This is a genomic window from Marinospirillum alkaliphilum DSM 21637, assembly GCF_900119735.1.
Lineage (GTDB): Bacteria > Pseudomonadota > Gammaproteobacteria > Pseudomonadales > Halomonadaceae > Marinospirillum > Marinospirillum alkaliphilum.
Genome location: NZ_FPJW01000001.1, coordinates 419,611 through 438,720, shown reverse-complemented (window position 1 = coordinate 438,720; position 19,110 = coordinate 419,611). Strand labels below are relative to the sequence as shown.

Annotated in this window: 18 protein-coding genes; 10 read left to right on the top strand and 8 right to left on the bottom strand. The window is 54.2% G+C overall.

Annotated elements, in window-relative coordinates; all coding sequences use genetic code 11:
* Positions 1-90 precede the first annotated feature (90 nt).
* The 4 genes from BT114_RS02135 (at position 91) to BT114_RS02120 (ending at position 4,497) form a co-directional block, all read left to right on the top strand.
* Complete coding sequence (locus BT114_RS02135; RefSeq protein ID WP_072324650.1) at positions 91-1,596, top strand: aldehyde dehydrogenase; 1,506 nt, start codon at positions 91-93, stop codon at positions 1,594-1,596.
* Between the two features lie 127 nt (positions 1,597-1,723).
* The gene (locus tag BT114_RS02130) at positions 1,724-2,359 is read left to right on the top strand and encodes a hypothetical protein (protein WP_072324649.1); all 636 of its coding nucleotides are present in this window, start codon (positions 1,724-1,726) and stop codon (positions 2,357-2,359) included.
* Positions 2,360-2,524: 165 nt separating this feature from the next.
* Complete coding sequence (locus tag BT114_RS02125; protein WP_072324648.1) at positions 2,525-3,517, top strand: response regulator; 993 nt, start codon at positions 2,525-2,527, stop codon at positions 3,515-3,517.
* Positions 3,514-4,497 (top strand): GGDEF domain-containing protein, encoded by a 984-nt coding sequence (locus tag BT114_RS02120; protein WP_072324647.1) that lies wholly within the window; start codon positions 3,514-3,516, stop codon positions 4,495-4,497. The genes BT114_RS02125 and BT114_RS02120 overlap by 4 nt, the downstream gene beginning before the upstream one ends.
* Positions 4,498-4,512: 15 nt before the next feature.
* Here BT114_RS02120 and BT114_RS02115 read toward each other — a convergent pair whose 3' ends face one another.
* Positions 4,513-5,805 (bottom strand): NAD(P)/FAD-dependent oxidoreductase, encoded by a 1,293-nt coding sequence (locus BT114_RS02115; protein ID WP_072324646.1) that lies wholly within the window; start codon positions 5,803-5,805, stop codon positions 4,513-4,515.
* 18 nt (positions 5,806-5,823) lie between these two features.
* Positions 5,824-7,188 carry a glutamine synthetase family protein gene (locus tag BT114_RS02110; RefSeq protein ID WP_072324645.1) on the bottom strand — a complete coding sequence of 455 codons (1,365 nt, stop codon included), beginning with the start codon at positions 7,186-7,188 and terminating at the stop codon, positions 5,824-5,826.
* A 224-nt stretch (positions 7,189-7,412) separates the two neighbouring features.
* Here BT114_RS02110 and BT114_RS02105 point away from each other — a divergent pair, with 224 nt between their 5' ends.
* From BT114_RS02105 to BT114_RS02080, 6 genes are all read left to right on the top strand, one after another.
* Entirely contained in the window at positions 7,413-8,219 is an 807-nt protein-coding gene (locus BT114_RS02105; protein WP_072324644.1) for a gamma-glutamyl-gamma-aminobutyrate hydrolase family protein, read from the top strand.
* A 21-nt stretch (positions 8,220-8,240) separates the two neighbouring features.
* Entirely contained in the window at positions 8,241-9,587 is a 1,347-nt protein-coding gene (locus BT114_RS02100; protein ID WP_072324643.1) for a glutamine synthetase family protein, read from the top strand.
* A 110-nt stretch (positions 9,588-9,697) separates the two neighbouring features.
* Positions 9,698-10,804, top strand: coding sequence for a polyamine ABC transporter substrate-binding protein (locus BT114_RS02095; RefSeq protein WP_072324876.1), 1,107 nt, complete (start codon positions 9,698-9,700; stop codon positions 10,802-10,804).
* Positions 10,805-10,823: 19 nt separating this feature from the next.
* The gene (potA, locus tag BT114_RS02090) at positions 10,824-11,963 is read left to right on the top strand and encodes a polyamine ABC transporter ATP-binding protein (protein ID WP_072324642.1); all 1,140 of its coding nucleotides are present in this window, start codon (positions 10,824-10,826) and stop codon (positions 11,961-11,963) included.
* Positions 11,960-12,865, top strand: coding sequence for an ABC transporter permease subunit (locus tag BT114_RS02085; RefSeq protein ID WP_425434761.1), 906 nt, complete (start codon positions 11,960-11,962; stop codon positions 12,863-12,865). Before potA ends, BT114_RS02085 begins: the two co-directional genes overlap by 4 nt.
* Entirely contained in the window at positions 12,858-13,682 is an 825-nt protein-coding gene (locus BT114_RS02080) for an ABC transporter permease subunit (RefSeq protein WP_072324640.1), read from the top strand. The genes BT114_RS02085 and BT114_RS02080 overlap by 8 nt, the downstream gene beginning before the upstream one ends.
* An 8-nt stretch (positions 13,683-13,690) precedes the next feature.
* On the opposite strand, the gene BT114_RS02075 is transcribed toward BT114_RS02080, so the two are convergent.
* From BT114_RS02075 to BT114_RS02050, 6 genes are all read right to left on the bottom strand, one after another.
* Positions 13,691-14,059, bottom strand: coding sequence for a cupin domain-containing protein (locus BT114_RS02075; protein WP_072324639.1), 369 nt, complete (start codon positions 14,057-14,059; stop codon positions 13,691-13,693).
* 33 nt (positions 14,060-14,092) lie between these two features.
* Positions 14,093-14,404 carry an AzlD family protein gene (locus BT114_RS02070; protein WP_072324638.1) on the bottom strand — a complete coding sequence of 104 codons (312 nt, stop codon included), beginning with the start codon at positions 14,402-14,404 and terminating at the stop codon, positions 14,093-14,095.
* Positions 14,401-15,153: an AzlC family ABC transporter permease gene (locus tag BT114_RS02065; protein ID WP_072324637.1), complete on the bottom strand. Its 753-nt coding sequence runs from the start codon at positions 15,151-15,153 to the stop codon at positions 14,401-14,403. The genes BT114_RS02070 and BT114_RS02065 overlap by 4 nt, the downstream gene beginning before the upstream one ends.
* Before the next feature lie 23 nt (positions 15,154-15,176).
* Positions 15,177-17,327, bottom strand: coding sequence for a putative bifunctional diguanylate cyclase/phosphodiesterase (locus tag BT114_RS02060; protein ID WP_072324636.1), 2,151 nt, complete (start codon positions 17,325-17,327; stop codon positions 15,177-15,179).
* Positions 17,324-17,950 (bottom strand): histidine phosphatase family protein, encoded by a 627-nt coding sequence (locus tag BT114_RS02055; RefSeq protein WP_072324635.1) that lies wholly within the window; start codon positions 17,948-17,950, stop codon positions 17,324-17,326. The genes BT114_RS02060 and BT114_RS02055 overlap by 4 nt, the downstream gene beginning before the upstream one ends.
* A 138-nt stretch (positions 17,951-18,088) precedes the next feature.
* Positions 18,089-19,108, bottom strand: coding sequence for a patatin-like phospholipase family protein (locus tag BT114_RS02050; protein ID WP_072324634.1), 1,020 nt, complete (start codon positions 19,106-19,108; stop codon positions 18,089-18,091).
* Positions 19,109-19,110 lie beyond the last annotated feature (2 nt).

The window sequence follows — 19,110 nt, the reverse complement described above, 5'->3', positions numbered from 1 at the left end:
AGGACACCTCGGCCAGAAAAATAGACTGACCCCAGTCTATGCCACTGGCCAGAAAGCGCAAGACAGAAAGAACAACTGACGAGGTAAAGCATGAGCAAACAACAACAGATGACCCGTGAAGAATGGCAGAACATGGCTGCCAGCCTGGAGATCCGCAATCAGGCCTTTATCAATGGCCAGTATGTGAATGCTGTCAGTGGTGCCACCTTTGACTGCGAAAGCCCCGTGGATGGCCGCATCCTGACCCAGGTCGCCAGTTGTGATGCCGAAGATGCTGATCGTGCCGTAGCAGCAGCTCGTGCTGCTTTTGAGTCGGGTGTATGGCGTAATCTGGCCCCCGCCAAACGTAAACAGATCTTGCTGAAGTTTGCCGAGCTGATTGCCGCCAACCGTGACGAGCTGGCGCTACTGGAAACCCTGGACATGGGCAAACCCATCCGTTTTTCGCGCAGCGTGGATGTCGGCTCCACCATTCGCACCCTGCAGTGGACCGCAGAAGCCATCGACAAGGTGTATGACGAACTGGCCCCCACTGCGATCAATGAAATTGGCATGGTCACCCGCGAACCTGTGGGTGTGGTGGCAGCCATCGTGCCGTGGAACTTCCCCTTGCTGATGGCCAGCTGGAAATTTGCACCTGCCCTGGCCATGGGCAACTCGGTGATCCTGAAACCGTCGGAAAAATCACCCCTCACTGCCATTCGTGTGGCAGAACTGGCCAAACAGGCGGGTATACCTGACGGGGTGTTCAATGTTTTACCCGGTTTTGGTCATACCGTTGGCAAGGCGCTGGCCCTGCATATGGATGTGGACACCCTGGTGTTCACTGGCTCCACCGGCGTGGCAAAACAGCTGATGATTTATGCCGGTGAGTCCAACATGAAACGGGTGTGGCTGGAAGCTGGCGGCAAAAGCCCCAACATTGTATTTGCCGATGCACCCGATCTGCGCCGTGCCGCAGAAGAGGCCGCTCAGGCCATTGCCTTCAACCAGGGTGAAGTTTGCACCGCCGGTTCACGCCTGTTGGTGGAAGCCAGCATCCGGGATGAGTTTGTGGCACTGGTCACTGAAGCCCTGAAAGACTGGCAACCCGGCCATCCACTCGATCCAGCCACCACCTGCGGTGCCATTGTTGACCAGGCTCAGCTGAAACGTGTGCTGTCATTCATTCAACTGGGACAAAGTGAAGGGGCCAGCCTGGTCAGTGGTGGTCAACAGGTGGATCAGACCAGTGGTGGTTATTATGTCGAACCGACGGTGTTTGCCGGTGTGAACAATCAGATGAGCATTGCTGCAGAAGAAATTTTTGGCCCGGTACTGTCAGTGATCAGCTTTGAAACCCCGGAGCAGGCCATCAGCATCGCCAACGACAGCATTTATGGCCTGGCAGCAGCGGTGTGGACCAGCGACATCAACAAGGCCCACAAAACCGCCAAAGCCCTGCGTGCCGGCAGCGTCTGGATCAACCACTATGATGGTGGTGACATGACAGCACCCTTTGGCGGCTTTAAACAATCCGGAAATGGCCGCGACAAGTCCCTGCATGCCTTTGACAAGTACACCGAAATCAAGGCGACCTGGCTGAAACTGGATTGATCTGCAACCTTCAAAGCAACACCCTCAACCTGGGGTGCATCTGATAAAACCATCAGGTGCACCCTGGGTGGTCATCAACCCAGGCTTATGTCAGGATGGTTATGAACCACACACGCAAGGAGCAAACATGCCAACTCAGCCCACCACTCATTTGCCATGTATCCGCAACAGGCTGACCAACACCTCAAGAATCCTGTTCACAAGCTTGTTATTGACCGGAAGTTTGCTGCTGACCAGCCCTGCAATGCATGCACAGTCCCCCGTTTCAGCTCAACCCAACCTGCTGGACCCGGCGCGTTTACTGATGCAGTCGGGTAGTGCTTTAAGCGCCGAAGATATTGAACAGCTGTTTGCCACGGGTGTCACCGCCAACATGGGCGTGCCACCTGAGTATCTGGGTGTGCGCTTCAGTGACCGTCGTACCGGACAAGACATTCCACCGGGTGTCATCCGTGAGCTGATGGGGGCTGCTCGCCAGGATGGTGCCATCGAGCTGCTGTTGATTGCAGAAATGCTGGTCGGTGATCGATTGCCCATGCCAGTGGAACAGATCATCACCCTGATGGATGCCGCTTATCTGGCCAGCATGCGCAATCCCCCACCCTATATCGACATCGAGTACTATGACCTGCGCACCGGCCCAACCGGCCAACCCGGTGACGGTGTGTCTGGTAGCACCCCTCATGGTGGCTTGCAGGCACCGAACATGAGCAGCGCCGAACGGGCAGCCCAACGGCGCCAGCAACGTGCTGTAACTGAATGATCGCAGTTGACAGAAACTGCCTGATCATTGAGAAAAATCATAACAAGTGCCAACTGCATCACAAATAAGTGACGAAAGCTGTCACTGATGAGTGACAATGAACAATAGATTAATTAAGGTATCTTTTTCAAGAAGAATAACCTGACCCAAGGTCAACCAACTGCCATGACGCTGCCCATTGTAATCTGTGATGATTCAGCGCTTGCCCGCAAACAACTGGCCCGCTCTTTACCCGGTGGCTGGGATGTCAGCATCAGCTTTGCCAGCAATGGCCAGGAAGCTTTGGAAGCCATACGCCAGGGTAAGGGTGACCTGCTGTTTCTGGACCTGAACATGCCAGTGATGGATGGTTATCAAACCCTTGAAGCCATCCGCCGCGAAGACCTCTCAACACTGGTACTGGTGGTTTCGGGTGATATTCAGCCAGAAGCACGTCAACGCGTGATGGCGTTGGGTGCTCTGGACTTTATTCGTAAACCCTTTGGTGCTGACACCCTGACTGATATCCTGCTGCGTTTTGGCATCATCAGCAGCAGCCAGCCACAGACTGAAATCGAGCTGGCCCGTTTTGATGATCAACCGGTTGACCTGCCGGGGTTGATCCAGGAAGTAGTCAACATTGCCATGGGACAGGCCGGTAAACTGCTGGGCGAACTGCTCGGTACCTTTATCCATCTGCCGGTTCCCCGGGTTCACCTGCAACCCTACCCGCGTCTGGCCAACCTGATCACCACACGCCCCGATGCTGACTATTCCGGTGTCTCCCAGGGGTTCAGCGGCTCCGGCATTACCGGGGAAGCACTGATACTGATTGACACCACCAGCCTGCCCACCCTGGCACGACTACTGCCCGAAACCCAGCAACCTGATAGCAATAGTGAACTGGAAATCCTGACGGATCTGGCCGGCTTGCTGGCTGGTGCCTGCCTGAAAGGTTTTGCCGAACAACTGGATATTCAGTTCAGCCTGGGGCACCCGACCCTGCTGGGACGCAACACCTCCTTACAACAACTGCTTGGCAGCAATCAGCAGAAACAGGTGCTGGCGATTGATCTGGATTACCAGTTACCTGAAAAAAAGATTGAATGTGATCTGCTGCTGGTTTTTACTGAAGACTCCCTGCCAGCCCTGACTGAACGCACCGGATACCTGCAATGACCGCTCAGGAAAAACAACCGGATCTCACCGACTTCTACTGGATGATTCAGATGCTCCAGACTGTGGACGTGGGGCTGGTGATTCTCGGTCGGGACTATCGCATTCAGTTGTGGAATGGCTTTATGGAAAACCACAGCGGACTACCCGGCAAACAGATCACCGGACAGGACATTTTCAGCCTGCTGCCTGATCTGCCCCGAACCTGGATGGAACGCAAGATTGAGTCCGTATTCAAGCTGGGTGCACCCGCTTATTCAACCTGGGAACAGCGCCCCCACCTGTTTCGCTTCAAGAGTTACCGGCCACTGACTGGGCAGTCGGAACTCATGTACCAGAACATTACTTTTATGCCGTTGCTGGGCCCTGACCGCAAGGTACAACAGGTCTGCCTGCTGATTTATGACGTTACCGAAAGCGCCACCAGCAAACTGCAGCTGGAGCAGGCCAATCAGCAGCTGGAAAAACTCAGCCGTACGGATCGTTTGACCGGACTGAACAACCGGGGCTTCTGGGAAGAGTGCCTGCAACAGGAATACCGGCGCTGTAAACGCTCGGGGGGCCATGCCAGCCTGATCATCTTTGACATTGATCACTTCAAAGCTGTGAATGACACGCATGGCCACCAGGCCGGTGATGAGGTGATCCGTCAGGTGGCAAAACAGCTCAAACACACAGCCAGAGACACCGACCTTGCCGGGCGTTATGGTGGTGAAGAGTTTGTATTACTGCTGCCGGACACCGATGAGTTTGGCGCACTGGAAGTCGCTGAACGCCTGCGCCACCTGATTCAGGACATGACTGTTGACTACGAACAATTAAAATTGAAGATCACCATCAGTCTGGGTGTCTGCCCTTACAGCAATGAGCTGCAAACTGCTCGCCAATGGCTGGAGCAGGCCGATCAGGCGCTATATCACTCCAAGCACCAAGGGCGCAACCAGACCAGTCTGTGGCGGCCCGATCTGACACAACTGGCCTGATAAAACCTGACCGGCCTAACTGCCAAAGCGATCTTTAATTCGATACCAACTCATCCCCGCTGCCAACAAAGGCCCACGCAACCACTTGCCACCGGGAAAAGTCATGTGCCTGACGCTGGCAAAAAGATCATAACGCCGGGTTTCACCCGTAAACGCTTCTGCCAGTACACGTGCCGTCATGTGGGATGCATTCAGGCCATGCCCTGCATAAGCTTGAGCAAAATGGATGGACGGACAGTCCGGCAGATGACCAACTTGTGGCAGACGATTGGCACCGATGCCCAGCATCCCCCCCCACTGATAAGCCACTTTCACATCCAGCAGCTGTGGAAACACCTGATGCAAATGCGGCAGCAGGTGTTTTGACGGATCAGGCAGATCCTTGCCGGAGTAGGTGCACAAACCACCAAACAACAGCCGTTGATCGGGTGTGAAGCGGTAATAATCCAGCTCCACCCGCAGATCAGCAACAGCATGACCACCCGGCATCAGGGCATTGGCCTGCTCATCACCCAGCGGCTCCGTCACCAGAATATAACTGCCAGCCGGTAACAACTTGCCACCCAGCCAAGGCTCCAGGTCAGGGTCCAGGTAACCATTGGCGGCAATCACCAGCCGATCACAGGTCACTGAACCCAGAGCTGTTTCCACCCTTGGGCGCTCGCCCTTGTGAATCTTTTGCACCGCTGACTGTTCAAAAATCCTCACGCCAAGACCGGCAGCTGCTTCAGCCTCACCCAGCACCAGATTCAGCGGATGCAGGTGACCACTGCCTTCATCCACCAGGCCACCGACATAAAAGTCCGACTTGACCACCTGTTGTTTCAGTTCACTGGCATCCAGCAATTTCAGCTGATGCGGATAACCCAGTGACTGCAGATCCTTCAGGTCTTCTTCCAGGGCGTGCAGGTGCGAAGGACGAGTAGCCAGATCAGCGTAACCTGGCCGGTAGTCACACTGGATATCAAAGCGCTGGATGCGTCGTTTAACGATATCCACCGCCTCAAAACCCATCTGTTTGAATTGCAGGATACCTTCCTGACCGATCTGCCCGGCAAACTGTTCCAGTCCATGACCAATACCACGGATCAGTTCGCCGCCATTGCGCCCGGATGCCCCCCAGCCGATACGATGAGCTTCCAGCAGCACTACACTGAATCCCCGCTCGGCCAGCTCCAGCGCTGTGTTGACACCGGTAAAACCGCCACCCAGTACACACACCTGCACATCCAGTGCTTCAGCCAGTTGCGGCCAAGGCTGATGACTGTTCGCTGTGGCGGCATACCAGGAAGCCACATGATCACTCATGTTTTAGACTCCCCATTTTCAGACGGTATGCAAATACCAGAGGTACTCCAGATCAGAAATGGTGTGCTCAAACTCATTGATTTCATGTTCCTTGCAGGCCACAAACACCTTGAGGAAATCTTCACCCAGATAATCCCTTAACACTGGGGACTCTTCCAGGCTGCGCAGGGCATCCCGCAGGTTGTTGACCAGATTGGCATCCTGCTGCTCATGGGCATTACCTTCAATCATCGGCGGCGGTTCTATCCGATGAGTCAGGCCGTAATGAACACCCGCCAGGATGGCGGCCATCAACAGATAGGGATTGGCGTCGGCACCGGCGACCCGATGCTCAATGCGCAGGGCTTCCGGGTCACCACCGGGAATCCGCAAGGCTGTGGTGCGGTTGTCCAGCCCCCAGGTGGCAGCACTGGGCACATAGAACTCGGGGCTGAAGCGCCGGTAGGAATTGATGTTGGGGCAGAGCAAAGCCATGCTGGCATTCATCACCTCCACCAGGCCACCCACCGCCCAACGCAGCTGATCATTAGGCTGCAGGGGATCACCGGCAAAAACATTCTGACCGTTTTCATCCAACAGGCTGATGTGCAGATGCATACCACTGCCGGACTGACCCGCGTAGGGCTTAGCCATGAAGGTGGTATCCATTTCATGGTCATAAGCCACACTCTTGATCACCCGCTTCAACAGGATGGCGTGATCACAGGATTTCAACGGGTCATCCACATGATGCAGGTTGACTTCAAACTGGCCCGGCGCTGATTCGGCCACCAGCGCATCTGCCGGAATGTTCTGCTCATGGGCAGCATCCAGCACATCATCCAGAAAATCGGCATATTCATCCAGGTCATCAATGGAGTAAACCTGCACACTGGCGGGGCGCTTGCCGGAAATAGGCGATTTGGGCGGCTGTGGACGCCCGGAGATATTTTCCTGATCGATCAGGTAAAACTCCAGTTCAAATGCCGTCACCGGTTTCAGTCCCAGATCAGCAAAACGCTCCACCACCTTCTGCAGCACCACCCTTGGATCAGCAAAAAAAGGCGTTTCCCGGTCCAGTTCATACATGCTCATCAATAACTGAGCAGTGGGACGTTTCTGCCAGGGTTCCATGCAAAGGGTATCAGTGACCGGCAGACAGATGCGGTCTGCTTCACCAATTTCCAGCCCCAGGCCGGTTTCTTCAACGGTGGTGCCCTGAATATTGAGGGCAAAGATGGAGGCCGGCAGGGCAATGCCCTTTTCATACACCTTGGCCAAAGCGGCAGGATCAACACGCTTACCACGTACGATCCCGTTCATGTCAGAGATCAGCAGATCAACATACTGAACTTCCGGATGTTCATCCAGAAAAGCCAGCGCCTTTTCGAGCTGGGTAGGCATAGAGCACCTGTTGCGGACGCCTGTCATCAGGCCTTAACCTGCAGTAAATTCCATCTTGACCGAACTGTCAACGCTTAAGGAAAGCTGCCGCAAAACAGGGCTTTATGCCTTGCAGTGCACCATATTCATGCAGCGCAAAATTTTACTTTTCAGGCGCTACCGGATCTTGCTATTGTCACTGCAGAAGGCTACAAAGTGACTTTACCTGTGGAGTGTTCTGCCCCATGCCCTCTGCTTCCGAATTTGCCTCCCTGCTACCAGTCATTGGTGTTAATGCCTGCAGCCAAACGCTGAATCATCACCCTTTTTTTGTGGTGGGTGAAAAGTATGTCCGTGCGGCCAGCCAGGGTGCCGAAGGCCTGCCCTGGGTTATTCCACCACTTGGCGATCAGCTACCCCTGCAGCCACTGCTGCAACATCTGGATGGCATCCTGCTGACCGGCTCACCCTCCAATATCCAGCCACACCACTATGATGGCGAGCCAGCCGACCCGAACAGCCCACAGGACATCAAGCGGGATGCCACCAACCTGCCGTTGATCCGTGCCGCCATTGCTGCCGGAGTACCGTTACTGGGCATCTGTCGCGGTTTTCAGGAAATGAATGTGGCACTGGGTGGCAGCCTGCATCAGAAGGTGCACGAATTGCCGGGTTACCTGAATCACCGCGAAAACCCGGATGACCCAATCCTGGAGCAGTACGGCAAACTCAGTCACAATATCAGCATCCAGCCCGGTGGCCTGCTGCAGCAGATCTGGCCAGAAACAGAAACCAGGGTGAACTCCCTGCATGGCCAGGGTGTCAACCGCCTGGCCGATGGTGCCCGCATCGAAGCCCTGGCACCGGACGGACTGATTGAAGCCTTTTCACTACCGGCAGCACCGGCCTTTACCCTGGCAGTGCAGTGGCACCCGGAATGGCAGTGGCATCCGGATGACAAGGTAGGTGACTTCCCCTTTTATCGCGCTATTCTTAAAGCTTTTGGTGCTGCCTGCCGTCAACGCATGCAGCAGCGCCTGAACTCACGCTGAAACAACCACTCCGAGCCTTGTATGAAAGACCTGGAAAACTGGCTGCACGAACATCGCATTACAGAAGTTGAATGTGTCATCAGTGACATCACTGGCATTGCCCGTGGCAAAATCAGCCCGGTGTCCAAATTCATCACTGAAAAGGGCATGCGTCTGCCGGAAGGCCTGCTGCTGCAGACCGTCACCGGCGATTATGTTGAGGATGATGTTTATTACTCACTGCTGGACCCGGCCGACATTGACATGCACTGCCATCCGGATCCTGAAGCCCTCTACCTGATTCCCTGGGCACAGGAACCTACTGCTCAGGTGATCCACGATTGTTATGACCGTGACGGCAATCCTCAGGAGCTGTCAGCTCGCAACCAGCTAAAGCGCGTGCTGAAACTTTATGAAGAACAGGGCTGGAAACCGATTGTATCTCCGGAAATGGAGTTCTACCTGACCAAGCGCGTGGCCGACCCGGACTTTCCGCTGCAACCCCCCATTGGCCGTTCCGGTCGTGAAGAGACCGGTCGCCAGTCCTTTTCCATTGATGCCGCCAACGAATTTGATCCGCTGTTTGAGGACATGTATGACTGGTGTGAAATTCAGGGACTGGACATCGACACCCTGATCCATGAAGAAGGCACCGCCCAGATGGAAATCAACTTCCGTCACGGTGACCCACTGCAACTGGCTGACCAGGTGCTGATTTTCAAACGCACCATGCGCGAAGCAGCTTTAAAACATGGTGTTGTGGCCACCTTCATGGCCAAACCCATTACCCGGGAACCCGGCAGTGCCATGCACCTGCACCAGAGTGTAGTGGACGCCAATACCGGCATCAGTGTGTTCACCAACCCCGATGGCAGCATGAGTGACCTATTCCTCTATCACCTGGGTGGGTTACAGAAGTACATTCCTGAAGCCCTGCCACTGTTTGCTCCCAACGTGAACTCCTTCCGCCGCTTTCTGCCGGATACCTCGGCACCAGTGAATGTGGAATGGGGCATGGAAAACCGGACCTGTGGCCTGCGCATCCCGGAATCGGATGCCCAGAACCGCCGAGTGGAAAATCGCCTGGCCGGTGCTGATGCCAATGCTTACCTGGCCATTGCTGCCAGCCTGCTGTGCGGTTACATGGGCATGATCGAAAAAGTCCAACCCTCACCACCTGTACAGGGACGGGCTTATGAACGTCGTAATCTGCGTTTGCCTTTTACGCTTGAAGCAGCATTGGAGCGGATGGAGCAATGCCAGAAATTGCGTGACTACATGGGCAACAAATTCATTGAAGGTTATATTGCTGTAAAACGAACCGAAAACGAAAACTTCAAACAGGTGATCAGCTCATGGGAGCGTGAATTCCTGCTTTTGAGCGTGTGATACAGTTTTTTGATTTTTTTGATCAGGACGTATTTTCAAAGCTGTAAAAAAACCCGACAATGCGCCGCTTTTTCCCGGCAGCCATTGACCTCACACCAGGAGGCAACACCATGAAGCAACCCGTAAAAATGACCCTGCTTGCCACTGCAGTGGCAGCCCTGATGTCCGGTACTGTCAGTGCTCAGTCCAATCAGGTTCGTGTGTACAACTGGTCGGACTACATTGCCGAGGACACCCTGTCCAACTTCACGGCAGCAACCGGCATCCGCGTCATTTATGACGTGTTTGACAGCAACGAGGTGCTGGAAGCAGCCCTGCTGTCGGGTCGTTCCGGTTACGATCTGGTAGTACCCTCCAACCACTATGTCACCAAACAGATTTCTGCCGGTGCCTTTGCCAAGCTGGATCACAGCAAGCTGCCGAACATGAAACACCTGGACCCGGTGTTAATGAAACAACTGGCTGATGTAGGCGCCAGCAGTGACTACGCCATTCCTTACCTGTGGGGTACCAACGGCTTTGGTTACAACGAAGCGCGGGTACTGAGCATTCTGGGTGAAGATGCTCCGGTAGACTCCTGGGCGCTGCTGTTTGACCCAGCCATTACTGCCAAACTGGCCGCTGGTGGCTGTGGTATCTCAATGCTGGACTCTGGCGAAGAAATGCTGCCCGCAGCCCTGGCTTACCTGGGCATGAACCCCAACAGCAACGAAACCCGTGATCTGGAAAAAGCCGCAGAAGTGATCAGCAAGGTGCGTCGTCACGTCACCTACTTCCACTCTTCGCGCTACATCTCTGATCTGGCCAATGGCGAGATTTGTGTGGCCGCCGGTTATTCTGGTGACATCTTCCAGGCCGCTGATCGTGCTGAAGAAGCTGAAAACGGCAACGTGATCATCTACACCATTCCGAAAGAAGGTGCTGCCCTGTGGTTCGACATGATGGCGATTCCGGCCGACGCTCCGAACAAGGACAATGCTCACGCCCTGATCAACTTCCTGCTGGAGCCGGAAGTGATTGCTGAAATCACCGACTACGTGATGTACGCCAACCCCAACAAAACAGCCAACAGCCTGGTGGATGAAGAGATTTTCAACGATCCATCCATCTATCCGACCGAGGAAGTTCTGGCCAAGCTCTACATCGCCAAAGAACGCCCCCTGGCGACCCAGCGCGTAATCACTCGCGCCTGGAACCGCGTCAAATCTGGCCGTTAAGGTAAGGAGAACAACCGGCATGGCAGGTGCAGCAGGCAGCTACAAAAAGATTCTGTCCGGTGGTAGCCAGACAGAAGTGCTGTTACAAATCGAAGGTGTCAGCAAAAGTTTTGATGAAACGCTGGCCGTCGATAATGTGAGCCTGAGCATTCGTCAGGGCGAAATTTTCGCCCTGCTGGGTGGCTCGGGCTCCGGCAAGTCTACCCTGCTGCGCATGCTGGCCGGTTTTGAAAAACCCACCAGCGGGCGCATCATTCTGGACGGCAAGGACATTACCGACCTGCCGCCCTACGAGCGTCCGATCAACATGATGTTTCAGTCCTATGCACTGTTTCCACACATGACGGTGGCACAGAACATTGCCTTTGGTCTGAAACAGGACAAGCTGCCCCGCCCGGACATTGAACAGCGGGTGGCGGAAATGCTGAAACTGGTAAAAATGGAAAAGTTTGCTCATCGCAAACCTCACCAGTTATCTGGCGGTCAACGCCAGCGTGTGGCGCTGGCACGATCACTGGCCAAGCGTCCGAAGCTGTTACTGCTGGATGAACCCATGGGCGCGCTGGATAAAAAACTGCGCACCGAAATGCAGCTTGAAGTAGTGGATATTCTTGAAAAGGTTGGCGTGACTTGTGTGCTGGTCACCCACGACCAGGAAGAAGCCATGACCATGGCCGAGCGTATTGCCATCATGGCCGATGGCTGGATTGTGCAGGTTGGCTCTCCGGTGGATATTTACGAAAGCCCCAACAGCCGCATGATTGCTGAATTCATCGGTTCCGTGAATATCTTTGAAGCGGAAGTGACCGAAGACGAAGCCGACAGTTGCACGCTGGTTTCTCCAGCCTTGGACAACCCGATTTATCTGGATCACGGCATCACCACCCAGGCCGAGGCCCGTAAAGGCTGGGTGGCCCTGCGTCCGGAAAAAACCCTGGTCAGCCGTGAACAACCAGCCGATAACCACAACTGGTCAGCAGGCACCGTGCACGACATCGCCTATCTGGGTGGTCATTCGGTCTATTACATCAAACTGCCATCCAACCAGGTTGTACAAGCCTATCTGGTGAACAGCGAAAGGCGTGGTGAGCACCCCACCTGGGATGAGCCTGTCTTTGTCAGCTGGGATGCCCATAGCCCGGTTGTGTTATGGCAATGATCAAGGTCATTAAAAAATATCTGCCCAGCGGCCGCAGTTGGGTTTTCAGCATCCCATTCATCTGGTTGCTGCTGTTCTTCCTACTGCCTTTTGCACTGGTACTGAAGATCAGTTTTTCTTCAGCGGTGATTGCCATTCCACCCTATCAGCCGGTAGTGGAGTTTGCCGACAACACCCTGACGCTGATATTCAATCTGGGCAATTACCTGTTTCTGGCGTCAGACAGCCTCTACATCGCAGCCTACTGGGGTTCCATCAAGCTGGCATTTATCTCCACGCTGGTGGCGCTGCTGATTGGTTATCCGATGGCTTATGCCATGGCCAAGGCCAAACCCTCGACCCAACTGGTGTTGTTGATGCTGGTGATGCTGCCATCCTGGACATCTTTCCTGATCCGCATTTATGCCTGGATGGGTATTCTGGGTCAGCAGGGGCTACTGAACTCGTTTCTGCTGTGGATTGGCATCATTGACACCCCCTTGCGACTGATGAACACCAACATCGCAGTGGTGATCGGTATTGTTTATGCCTACCTGCCATTCATGATTCTGCCGCTTTATGCCAACCTGGTGAAGCTGGATCGCAGCCTGCTGGAAGCAGCATCCGATCTGGGTTCCCGCACCATCAACACCTTCTGGAGAGTGACCCTGCCCCTGTCAAAAGGTGGCATCATTGCCGGTTCAATGCTGGTGTTCATTCCGGCTGTGGGTGAGTTTGTCATTCCAGAACTGCTGGGCGGACCCGGCACATTAATGATCGGCAAGGTACTGTGGGAGGAGTTCTTCAACAACCGTGACTGGCCGGTTGCATCTGCCTTGGCCATTGTGATGCTGTTGATCCTGATCATCCCGATCACCCTGTTCCATCGCTATCAGTCAAAAGAGCTGGAAAAAAATGGTTAAGCTGCCAAAACCGGGTTTCTCCACCATCATGCTGTTTCTGGGGCTGATGTTTCTTTATGTCCCCATGCTGATACTGGTGATCTACTCTTTTAACGCTTCACGGCTGGTCACTGTCTGGGCCGGCTTTTCCACCCACTGGTACGGTGAGCTGCTGCGTGACCAGCAGTTGATGAATGCCATCTGGACCAGTTTGAAAATTGCCTTTTATTCCGCCAGCATGGCGGTATGCATCGGCACCCTGGCAGCCTTTGTGATGACCCGCTTCCACCGTTTTCGCGGACGCACTACCCTGTCCAGCATGATCACTGCGCCGCTGGTCATGCCAGAGGTAATCACCGGTCTGTCATTACTGCTGCTGTTTGTGCACATGGCCCAGATCATCGGCTGGCCTCAGGATCGTGGTGTGGCCACCATCTGGATTGCCCACACCACCTTCTGCAGTGCTTATGTGGCGGTGGTGGTATCCTCCCGCTTGCGGGAAGTGGATTTATCCATTGAAGAAGCCGCCATGGATCTGGGTGCTACTCCCTTCAAGACCTTTTTCCTGATCACCCTGCCAATGATTGCACCAGCACTGGCTGCTGGTTGGCTACTGGCCTTCACCCTGTCGCTGGATGATCTGGTGATTGCCAGTTTTGTCTCCGGCCCCGGCGCCACCACTCTGCCGATGGTGGTGTTTTCATCAGTGCGACTGGGCGTTTCACCCAAGGTGAATGCGCTGGCCACCCTGATCATTCTGGCCGTGTCTCTGGCAGCATTCATTGCCTGGTATCTGCTGCGCCGGGCTGAAGAAAGGCGCAAGCAGACACTACCCTGAAGCAACTTTCAGCTTGCTGACACCTTTTCAAAAATAACAAAACGCTTGGTGGTGGTTTCCACCACCTCCCAGGTGCCAGTAAACCCCCGCGGGATAACAAACTCATCACCGGCTTTCAGCCTGACAGCTTGTCCCTCGGCATCGGTTACAATACTGATGCCTTCATGGATACAGCAGTACTCTTCTTCCGTGTAATGGATGCGCCATTTACCCGGCTCACTGCGCCAGACACCACTGAAGAACTGATTACTTGCATCGGTGTACTCCAGCCACAGCGTCTGCAATGGATTACCAACAAGACGCTTCTCTTCTGGCAGCTGGTAGGTTTCCGCCGCAACAGCAGGCTTTTTATCCAACAAACGAATCAAAGAGCTCATACTTCCTCCGGTTCAAATTCATTAAGGAACCACTTACATGAAGTAGCGCCAGCCAGCCGTCACCAACAACCCTGCTGCAATCGCTGGCAAGGGCTTTTTCAGCCATAACACGGTTAACAGGGTGGTCAGGAGAGCCAGCCTGGCTGCGGTATCCCCTTGTACAGCCATGGGAAGAATAATAGCCAACAACACCGAGCCGGACATGCCATTGATAAATCCCTCTACCCGGCGGTTAATGGGCACCCAGGACATCAGCAACACCCCGCCATAACGGGTCGTCAGGGTCACCAGAAACATGGCCAGAATCACCAACAAGACAGCATGGCCGGTATTTTCCAGCATCATGAATCTACCTCCATCTGATCTTTATCTGCTGTTTTGCCGTGATCCGCTACTGGCTCCAGCCACAGCGCACCGACCAGGCCACCCGCCAGCGCACCAGCAACCACATGGCTATTGGGTGGTAACAACCAGAGCGCCAGCAGTGTTACCATCGCAGCAACCGCCCAGATGGTGAACAGACGGGCATTCTTTTTGCCACCCACAGCCATGGTCAGCAAAAAGCAGCCCAGCACCATATCCAGGCCCAAAGCCTGAGGATCTGGAATACCCTGAGTCAGTATCAAACCCAGCCAGGTGCCCAGCATCCAGGTCACCCACAAAGCCAGACCACCACCAAACAGGATGCCGAGATTTCTTTCACCTCGCTGGTAATCCTGCACCGCCATCGCCCAGTTGGCATCACTGATCACGGTGAGAATGCCATAACGCTTACCGGGTGGAAGCTGGCAAAGCCAGGGATAAAGGGATGCGCCCATCAGCAAGTGACGGGCATTGATGGCAAAGGTGGTAATCATGATGGTCAGCAGCGGGATATCCTGCTGCCACAATTCCAGTGCAGCAAACTGGGAGGCTCCGGCAAACACCAGACCACTCATCAGCAGGGTTTCAAACTTGCTCAAACCTGCCTGGGCAGCAGCCAGGCCAAAAGCCAGACCAAAGGCCACCACAAACATTGAAAGGGGTAATAAACGCTTGAAACCCAGCCAGGTGCCGTAAGCATCCAGCCGGGTCTCTGTGGAAATCAGAGCCATGGAAAATTGTTCCGGGTCAGGGATCAGTGGGTGATCAGCAGCTGTTCATCCAGTTCGCTGGCCGTCATTGGCCTGCAGAACAGATAACCCTGAAAAGCCTCACACCCCTGCTCCATCAGGAAGAATTGCTGTGCCTCGGTTTCCACCCCTTCCGCAATCACGTGCAGGCGCAAGGCCTTGCTCATGGCGATAATGGTTTTAACGATGGCGGCATCTTCCGGATCCTGGTGGATGTCCCGCACAAAGGATTGGTCTATCTTGATCTGATCCAGCGGCAGGCGTTTCAGGTATTGTAGCGAAGAATAACCGGTTCCGAAATCATCCATCGAAAAGGTCAGACCTAGCTCCTTGATCTGCTTCATTTTTTCAATGGTTTCTTCCACCCGGTCAAGAACCGTACTTTCTGTCAACTCCAGTTTCAACTGATGTGCAGGAGCACCGGTTTCATCCAGCAACTTGCGGACTCGCTCAACAAAATCAGCCTGCTTGAACTGGCGCGCACTGACATTAACAGCCAATACCAGATGACGCGTTTTTGGATTTTGCTGCCAGGTCAGCAACTGCTGACAAGCCGTTTGCAAGACCCAATAACCAATCGGAATGATCAACCCGGTTTCTTCTGCCAGTGGAATGAATACCCCGGGTGAAACCAGGCCATGCCGCTCACTCTGCCAGCGCAGCAAGGCTTCAGCACCAATCGGCTGGGCCGCTGTATCCACCTGCAACTGATAAACCAGATACAGCTCCTGGCGCTCCAATGCCAGACGCAGGTCCCGCTCCAGTTGGGTGCGGGCCTCCAGAGCCGACTGTATTTCGGGGTCATAAAAACAAGTGGTGTTTCGTCCCGCCTGTTTAGCCTGATACATGGCTGAATCAGCAAAACGGAACAGATCGTCAGATGTGTACTCGATGCCATCAAAAATCACGATCCCGATACTGGGTGTGATCTGGTAATTTTCACCTGCCAGATTAAAAGGTTCATTCAGCAGTGTACGCACCTGCTCTGCCAACTGCTCAACCCTGGGTGCCACCAGTGCCGGATCGGTGCCGAGGGAGTCCAGCAACAACACAAATTCGTCACCACCGGGGCGACCCAGCATCGGGCGCAAGTCTTCCAGAGTGCGCAGTCGGTCAGCCACCTGCTGCAGTAACAAGTCCCCGACCTCCAGACCACCGGTATCATTGACCGCCTTGAAGTGGTCCAGATCAAAATAAATCAGCGCACCCAACTGGTGGGAGCGGGAGTTCATTTTTAATGAATGCTGCAGGTGTTCGGTCAACAAACGGCGATTGGCCAACTGGGTCAGCGGATCATAATAAGCCAGGTGTTCAACCTGCTCTTCTGCCGCCCGACGGCGCGTTTCAGCATCCCGAAAATCCAGTAATGCACGAGCGATCAGGCTGAATTCACCATCCCCCTTGCCTTTTAAAGCCTCAATGGCGGGCAGCTCTGGCAAGGTTTTGCTGTCATAACTGCGTGCCAGTTTTAATAACGCATCCGCCACCACTCGCAGACGAAAACTGACCAGCCTGGCGGCAAACAATGCCAGCAGCAGCATCAGAATCAGACTGAAAAAACCCAGCAGTGCAATAGTGTTAAAGTGATCATGTACAACCTGTTCGGAGCGATTCCGGCGCTGCTCCCCCCGCTCGGACAACAGCTGGGTGATGCGGTGGGCATAACCGGAGAACTGAATGAAATGTTGCTGAGCTTCTTCAATGTAATAACGTGCCATGGGTGGGTCTATGGCTGCAATATCGGTGGCCATGATCACAAACTGGCGATAAAGCTGGAATTCTCGCCGCAGCTTGTCAGCGCTGCCATGATTCACTTCACGCAACAGATCAGAGGTTGCCAGCACCTCCACCCGTTCCAGTAATTGCCCTAATTCTTCGGTGATGTCCGAGTGCATAAAATACAGCTCCAACTCACTCTTGCTGCCCGTCTTGGCATTGGCCAGAGCCGTAACCACCTGCTCATGCACCAGCGCCATATCCCGACTGAAAGTGGCTGAGGCATGAATGGTTTGCAGGTCGGTGGATTGCAGATGACTGGAGTTGTCAAATTGAGCGCGAAGGCTGGTGATCGACCAGTAACCCAGCATCAGGGTCAGTCCGATCACCAGAAAAGCGGGAAGTAGAAAAATCAGCAGCAAGCTGCGACTGGCTTTCATTTTTGCTGGCTTTCCAGTATTCCAGCCCAGTCATCAGGTCGAATACTGGCCTGATATTCAAACTGCCCATTGCCCAAAGGACGAATGATCACCAGGGTACCTTCCGGCGGGAAGTAACGCAGGGTTTCAGCCAGATTGGGGCCGTGAGCAAGAATGCCACGATTAACACCAGGTTGAGTCACCGGTGCAGACAAGAGTTCACGAGTGCGCGCCACCACTGGTTCTTTTTCAGCACGGGTCATGGCAGCGGTGTACATCAGGAGTTTTTCAAGCTGCCAGTTACCCTCACCAAAGGCTGCATTGGCACTGGCCTGAGTCCGGCAAAAGGGACTGACATGAATATCACCCAGCGGCAGACCCAACTGACGGATATTTTCACCCACCTGCTGCATCTGCCGCAGTCCGGCTTCGGTCAAGGGGCGCTGGGTTTCACACTTGTCCAGCTGGACTGGCACCTGATCGGGAATTGAAGAGTCGGTACTGCCGTGACGGATATACAGCACATAACCACCGGCTCGCACCTCGTGCAACAAGGCTGGTGTCAGGCTTTTTACTTCAAAATCTGCCTGAACCGTTGGAATCAGCAGTAACAGTAGAAACCCTGAAAGTCGCTTGCGTAGCATGTGAATACCCTTTCACTTGTTTTTTTCCATTATTCAACCCGGAAACTGCTTTTGCAATGCCTTATCGACTTAATGGGTATTCTTTGTTCAGAAATCACTGATATACCCTGCTGTATTTTTAATCAAGGTCGCCCTGTTTTAATCCAGATCACCCTGGTGGACAGGATTCAGTTGCTCCCATTCATTAACTTTGTCCCGCGCCAGACGGCGACCCAGTTCAATCAACTGGCTGGCTTTATGAAACTCATAACCACCACAGGCTGTGCGAGGCACTTCGATCAGAATGTCCGGGGGATAACCGGCCACCTTGTACTGGCTTAAAGCAGCCTGGGTGATCTCAAAGGATTGCAACATCACATCAAGCTTGCCCCAGCGGGTATCACTGACCTCACCATCCTGGCGGGGGTCTGCATCCTCACCATCCCAGAAATTCAAACGATCCAGCAGTTGCCCGGCACGACCACGAATCCGTTGCATCCAGTCACGCAGTGCTGTGGGTTCTGTTTCAGTTTTATCGGATTTATTCCAGTCCGGCATCAAATCATCCAGGGTGGCCTGGGAGTTCTGAGCCGTCACGTTTACAGCAAGGATCAGATCTGCATGCCAGGCGACAGCAGGAGTAATCGGCAAGGGATTGAGCAGACCACCATCCACCAGGGTACGTCCACGGTGGTGAACCGGTGTGATGACACCAGGTACGGCAATAGACGCACGGATGGCTTCTTCCAGAGAACCTTCCTGGAACCAGACTTCCTTCTGATTGACCAGATCCGTCGCAACCGAAGTATAGGGAATCGGCAGGGATTCAATGGTGCGCCCATTCAGCATACCCTTGATCACTTCCATGACCCGCTCTCCTTTGATGGCACCCATGGGACTCCAGGTCACATCCACCAGGCGAAACAGGTCAAAATAATCCAGGCCGGTGACCCAGTCACGGTATTCCTTCAGCTTGCCCGCGGCATACAGCCCTCCGACCAACGCTCCCATGGAGCAGCCGGAAACACCAACAATTTCATAACCGCGGGTTTCCAGCTCTTCAATCACGCCAATGTGGGCATACCCCCTGGCACCACCTGAGCCCAGTACCAGCGCCACCCGTTTATGATGAGCAGAACGTACCGCAAGGCTTTTTCCTGCTGCTCCTTTGCTTGTCATCG